The sequence below is a fragment of the Sinorhizobium sp. BJ1 genome (assembly GCF_002531555.1).
GTDB lineage: Bacteria > Pseudomonadota > Alphaproteobacteria > Rhizobiales > Rhizobiaceae > Sinorhizobium > Sinorhizobium fredii_B.
Genome location: NZ_NWTH01000080.1, coordinates 1 through 5,955, shown reverse-complemented (window position 1 = coordinate 5,955; position 5,955 = coordinate 1). Strand labels below are relative to the sequence as shown.

At 60.9% G+C, this 5,955-nt stretch carries 3 protein-coding genes and 4 pseudogenes; 2 read left to right on the top strand and 5 right to left on the bottom strand.

Annotated elements, in window-relative coordinates; translation table 11 throughout:
- Nucleotides 1-91: 91 nt before the first annotated feature.
- Nucleotides 92-236, top strand: a pseudogene (locus CO676_RS36700) (ISAzo13 family transposase); the annotation flags it as partial.
- A 575-nt stretch (nt 237-811) separates the two neighbouring features.
- Here CO676_RS36700 and CO676_RS33850 read toward each other — a convergent pair.
- Nucleotides 812-1,457 (bottom strand): annotated as a pseudogene (locus tag CO676_RS33850) (IS630 family transposase); the annotation flags it as partial.
- A 579-nt stretch (nt 1,458-2,036) separates the two neighbouring features.
- Between CO676_RS33850 and CO676_RS36695 the strand changes: the two are divergent.
- Nucleotides 2,037-2,327, top strand: coding sequence for a winged helix-turn-helix domain-containing protein (locus CO676_RS36695; protein ID WP_245424659.1), 291 nt, complete (start codon nt 2,037-2,039; stop codon nt 2,325-2,327).
- 309 nt (nt 2,328-2,636) lie between these two features.
- On the opposite strand, the pseudogene CO676_RS36955 reads toward CO676_RS36695, so the two are convergent.
- From CO676_RS36955 to istA, 4 genes and pseudogenes are all read right to left on the bottom strand, one after another.
- Nucleotides 2,637-2,951: pseudogene (locus CO676_RS36955) on the bottom strand (transposase); the annotation flags it as partial.
- 264 nt (nt 2,952-3,215) lie between these two features.
- Nucleotides 3,216-3,698 (bottom strand): annotated as a pseudogene (locus CO676_RS36950) (helix-turn-helix domain-containing protein); the annotation flags it as partial.
- Between the two features lie 72 nt (nt 3,699-3,770).
- Nucleotides 3,771-4,649: an IS21-like element helper ATPase IstB gene (gene istB / locus CO676_RS33835; protein WP_097524260.1), complete on the bottom strand. Its 879-nt coding sequence runs from the start codon at nt 4,647-4,649 to the stop codon at nt 3,771-3,773.
- Nucleotides 4,646-5,908, bottom strand: a complete 1,263-nt coding sequence (gene istA / locus CO676_RS33830; protein WP_097524259.1) for an IS21 family transposase — start codon at nt 5,906-5,908, stop codon at nt 4,646-4,648. The genes istB and istA overlap by 4 nt, the downstream gene beginning before the upstream one ends.
- Nucleotides 5,909-5,955 lie beyond the last annotated feature (47 nt).

Below are 5,955 nucleotides of genomic sequence, written 5' to 3'. Positions count from 1 at the left end.
CATGGAGCTTCTCACTGAGACGTTCCGGGTTTTTGAGAGCGAGAACCTATGAGGCGGGCGCCGACTCGGTCGCCAAGGAATTGGTGAAACTGGTTTTTCCCGTCAAAGCAACGGCAAAGCGGACGACAGCTCGCACCATCCCGACCGCAACGCGCAGTTCGAGCGCATCAACGCGCGGGGTGATAGCGGCCCAGACCAGGGACCAGCCTGTGATTTCGGTCGACACCAAGAAGAAGGGTGTGCCACAGCAGCATGGAAGGAGCTGATCATGAGCTAAAGCCGTGTTGTACAGCTGCGTAGGAGATGAAGGCAGACCCCTGGGAATCGGACTTCAGGAGCGGGTTTCAAACAGTCCGAGCTGCTGCGGTAAAGAGCCGTTGTAGTGGGCGTCGGATAAAGAGCCCGAGGCAAGATCTGGGGTAGGTGAGTCTCCAAAAGACGAGTGCAAGCAAACCTGCCAGACGCGTCGTTAAGGTGTCAAGTGTCATCAAAACCAGTGGCGTTTTTTTCTGGGACAAGTCCGCAAGGGAGCCTATGACTGTGTGGACGGCGGTCGGCGTATACCGGACTCGATTCCGAGGAGAAGCCGGACGGCATAAAGGGTCTGGGTCTTTTCGATATTTCTCGACGAAGTCGTTTTCGGTCAAGCGGGAGTTGGGTCTGTGACTGACGGGACGTTGTGTTTGCGCAGCCGGCCGAGAATGCAGCTCTGCGCGAAACGGACGCTGCTCTCGACCTTGGCTTTCTTTCAAGTCCAGGACTGCAGTTCGTACTGACACTCAAGCGCGCATAGAGTTCGAGGTCACGCACCCTGCGCGACATAGGCCTCGAACCACTCGCCATTGATCCGACCGTCGATGACCAAAGGCGCGACCATTCTGGTATTTCGTAGACCGGCGACAAGCGTCGTCGTCTTACGATGGCCATGCGGGAAACCCATCCGTAGCCGCTCACCCCTGGTGCATCTTCCATGCGTGCGGACCATGTTGGTCGCGGTCCATGTTTCGTCGACGAACACGAGTCGCGACGGATCAAGATCGAGTTGCTCGTCGAACCACGGCTGACGGAGCTCCAAGACGTCTTGGCGTGCTTGCTCTATCGCGTGGCCAGTCTTTTTTTGCGCGTCTGATTGTGCCGGACGAGGAAACGGTGCAGCGCCGACTTGCTGATGGCGATGCCCTGAGCTGCAAGGGCATCCCGAAGTTCGAACAAGGTGCCGTCCCGGTGTTCCTCAAGCCACGACATGATCGCGTCGGCGTTGGCTGCGGTTTTGCGCGAACGACGGTCTCCACCCAGCGGACCGGGTCGAACATGGCCTGACGGACTTGCAGGTTTCGCCACCGGCTCACGCTGGCCGCACTGACGCCAAAGCGCGCGGCAGCCTCCCGATGCGATGCTCCGGCAGAGACGGCGGCAAGAACACGTGCGCGAAGATCAACGGAAAGGGCTTTCGACATTATCTGCCGACCTCCATCGGCAGAAGTTTGAATCAGAACCCATCTGATTTGCAAAGCCCAAATGAGTCAATCAGTCAGGGAAACGCTCTAATAGACGGCCGGAAAAAACCGCCTGCTCGGCAATAGGCCCATTCCTGACTGGCTGAGCGATCAAGCGGTCACGTTGAGCATCCTTTTTCCCGCGCTGAAGAAACACTGGCGAAAGCTGAAGTCCATCCAGCGCGAGCGTCAGGTTCACTGCCTTGTTCGAGTGCGGAACGCAGGCAGGTAGTGTCCCTGAGATGAGTGACGCGCAGCTTCGTCATCTCCTGACGGTCGCTGAGGCAAACAGAGTTGCGATGCGCCACTATACGCCTCGGCTCAACGACAGCCGGTCCCTTCTTTTTGCGGCCAAAATAGGGCTACGCAAAACGACCAACGAACTCGGCGATGATCTTGGATGGAAGCAATTCGCGCAAGGCGGCTTGGAAGTCCATGAGGTACCCGGTGCACCGGCCAAGCTGCTTGCCTACCTGCGCGCTGAGCTCGCGATGTCGCGACCTGCCTCACATGGGAGCGGGTATAACCAGTCGCTCGTCTGTGGCGACCTCGAGGTGCCTTGCCAGCCATCGGGTTTGCTGCAATGGCCAGCAGATCCATTTAGGCCCCATAGAGTTCAACCTGCTGTGCCATCTGATCGAGAACGGCGGCAAGGTGTGCAGCCGCGACGAGCTGATCGGCGCGGCCTCGCCCGACAACATTTATGTCGATGCGCGCACCGTTGACGTCCATATCGCCCGGCTCAGAAAGGCTCTCAAGTCGGTTTCACACCGCAGCGTGATACGAACCATACGCCAAGCCGGCTATGCCACCGAAGAGCAGGAAACCTGACGCGACTGTGCAACAGAAATCTCAGCACAACGAATTTCGACATCTGTGTAAACCGGTTTAGTTCCGGTCGACAACCCGCACGATTCCGTTGGATTGAGACTCATCATAATGGCCACGAACAGGCCGAGATAGCGCTGGGCTCGGGCAGATCGGCGCCCTCTGAACCGAGTCCAGTCGGAGAACGCAGCGGAATGATACGGCAGTTCTTCAGGGAAGCGATCAGCAGAATCCAAATAGCCGCGCTATCCGAAACGTCCGTCCACATCCTCATAGCTGCGCTTACGGTGCAAGCCACTAATACCAACGGCATTAGCGTTTGACCTGCGCCCATTTGCGCGACGTGATTGAGGCGACGACACTCTTGTCGTTTGCGAAGAAGTTCCAGGACTGGTAGCACTTGTCGACGATGTCGTCGTAGCCATCGAAGACGGTGATGGCGAGCTTGTTCTTGCGCAGAGATTCCCAGATGTTCTCGACTGGATTGAGTTCGGGTGCGTAGGGTGGCAGGTGTAGAAGCGTGAGGTTGTCAGGGATGATGAGGTCCTCAGCGCAGTGCCAGCCTGCCCCGTCGAGCACGAGGACCGCATGCGCCCCGGCGGCGACCTGGCGACCGATCTCCGCCAGATGCAGGGACAGGGCGTCGGTGTTGCCCTTGGCAGGACGCGGGCGGCAGAGACGGCGCGCGCCGGGCAGACGGCGCCGAAGATGTAGGCCCATTTGTAGCGCCGGTCGCGCGGGCCGCGCGGACGGGTTCCGCGTCGGGCCCAGTCCTGGGTCAACGTCCCCTGTTGGCCGACCCGCGCCTCGTCCTGGAACCAGATCTCGACCGGCTTGCCGCGGGCGTGTTCGGGCAGAACCGCCGCTACCGTGTCGGAGAGGTTTTTTGAACGCCGCCTGCGCCGCTTCGTCGGCCTTCGGGTGACGGGGGCGCGGCGTCAGCCGCACGAAGCCGAGTGCGGCCAATTGCGCGCCCACCGTGCGCTCCTGCATGACAACCCCGAACATCTCCTCGATCCGGCGCTTCAGGTCTTTGCGCCGCCAGCGCACCACACCGTCGCGCTCGGGATCGGGGCCTTGTTCCACCAACGCCGCCAACGCGGCCTTCTGCGCCGGCGTCAGCCACGGGTGGCGCCCCGGTGACGTCCGGTTGGAAAGACCGCTCAGCCCTTCCGCATTGTAGCGATGCACCCAGTCGCGCAGCGTCTGGCGGTCCATGCCACAGGTCTCCGCCGCCGTCTGACGGCCGACGCCCTCCAAAACCAGGGCAATCGCCAGCATCCGACGCGCTGCCCGGGCATCCCGCGTCTTCGCCGCCGCAGCCCGAACTTGCGCCGCCGTCAGGTCAATCCGTGTGATTGCAAGCCCTGCCATCCAAAGTCGTCGATGCTGCCACTGTCAATGCCGCCTGAAATTTCCCCAAAAGTGCCGAAGTAAATTCCCCAATTATGCCGCTCCGGATGACGAGGAGAGATGGCCATTTTTCGGCGGCCGGCCTCTTGGTTTTGGTGGCGGAGCGAAGGACGGCGGGGTGATGAGCGCTTTCGAGCGAACATGCTCGGGCATGAGCTCGGCGTGCTGTCGCAGCCGATAGCTTGAGCCTTCGATCTGAACGACGACGGCGTGGTGCAAGAGTCTGTCGAGCAGGGCGGTAGCGACGACGGGATCGCCGAAGACTTCGCCCCATTCGGCAAAGCCACGATTGGAGGTGAGGATCATTGCGCCGCGATCATAGCGTGCGTTGACGAGCTGGAAGAAGAGATTGCCGCCGCCGGCGATGACGGGAAGATAACCGATTTCGTCGACGATCAGCAGGCTTGGTCTGCAGAAGAAGCGAATGCGCTCCTGCAGTCGGCCTTCGCGCTCAGCCCGCGAGAGCGAGGTTATCAGGTCGGCCAAGGTGCAGAAGTAGACGCTCTTTCCGGCCTTGGCTTCGACGCCTAGGGCCGTGGCGAGCTGCGACTTGCCGGTTCCGGGCGGGCCGAGGAAATGGACGGCTTCGCACCGGTCGATGAAGCCGAGCTGGGCCAGCGTGAAGATGCGGTCCCGGTCGAGGGATGGCTGAAAGGAAAAGTCGAAGCCGGTCAGCGTCTTGATGGTTGCAAGACGTCCCATGCGAAGAGCCGTTTTGATGCGGCTGTTCTCACGCAAGGTCAGTTCCTCCGATAGAAGGATGTCGATTGCTTCCAGGGCTGAGAGTTCGCCATGCTCGAGGCGGCGGACCACGTGGTCGAGCGCCTCGAGAGCACGCGGCATCTTGAGGCCGACGAGATCGTGACGGATGCGTTCGATCATCGACGGCATAGCATCAAGGGCGGCGCTCATCGGCGGGTCTCCCGAGCCATAGCCGTCGCAACAGCGTCATAGAAAGCGAGAGAGCGCTGGAGGACTTTGTCACCGGCACCTTGGAGAGTGACACCGCCATCGCCTGGCTGCGGCCGCGCGCGGTGGGAGGTCACGCTTCGTCGGTGGTCAGGCGCCACGCGCCGTTGTTTGCGGCCCTCCAGAACAGGATGCACGGCGATCAGCTCCCCGTTCTCGAATATGCGAACCTCATCGGCGAGCGAATGAACCTCAACCAACCGGCTGCGAGTGGCATCAGGAACGCTGTAGGCATTGCCGCCGACGCTGACCATGCCCTCTCGAGAGATCCGGCGCTCCAGCTTCAGGACCGAGCGGAATGGAGCCAGCGGGAGGAGCCGCAAATAAGACCGCTCTTCGGCGAAAGCCTCGTTGACGACACGCAGTGTGGTGGCATGGGTCCTCGGATTGGCGACCGTATCCAGCCAATGGCGCAGCTGCGCGTTCAGGTCATCAAGGTTGCGGAACGAGCGAGCGAGGAAGAAGTCTTCGCGTATGTAGCGGAATGGCCTCTCGACCTTGCCTTTTGTTTTGGCCCGATAGGGCCGGCAGGCCTTGGGGTGAAAGCCGTAATGGCGGGCCAAGTCGACAAGAGCGCGATTATAGATAATGCCGTCTGTCTCGCCTTCGCCGATGACTGCCGTCTTCATCCGGTCGTAAAGGATCTCGCGGGGAACGCCACCGATAGCGTCGAAGGCCGCGACATGGCAGCGAAGCACCGTTGGCAGGTTCTGGTGCATGACGAAGCGAGCCCAGATCAGGCGGCTGTAGCCGAGCACCATGGAGAAGAGCCAGACGATCCTCGGCGTCGTCGGTTCATCGGTGAACACGACATGGAACTGGGCGAAATCGACCTGCGCCTGCTCGCCGGGCGGCGTCTCGAAGCGGACCTCAAATCCGTGCTCGCCTGGCGGTCGAATATCCCGTAGGAAATCGGTGACAGCGGTATAGCCGCCGCTGTAGCCGCGCTCCTTCAGCTCGCGCAGAAGTCGTCGCGCCGTTAGCCCAGGATAGGCCGCCACGCGCTCCCGAAGATAAGCAGCGAATGGGTCTATCACCGTCGCGCGTGGTCTCCTTGGCCCATAGGCCGGCGCTCCCAGACCGCGTTCGATATACTTGCGGACAGTCTTTCGGTCCGCGCCGGTCTGCCTGGCGATCGCCGACACCGATAAGCCTTGTCGATGCAAATCCAAGATCATCATCATCTCCCCGAGCTTCGCGATAAACTGCTAATGGTCAGTGCAGCGACGATGGATCGGTTGCTGTCAGA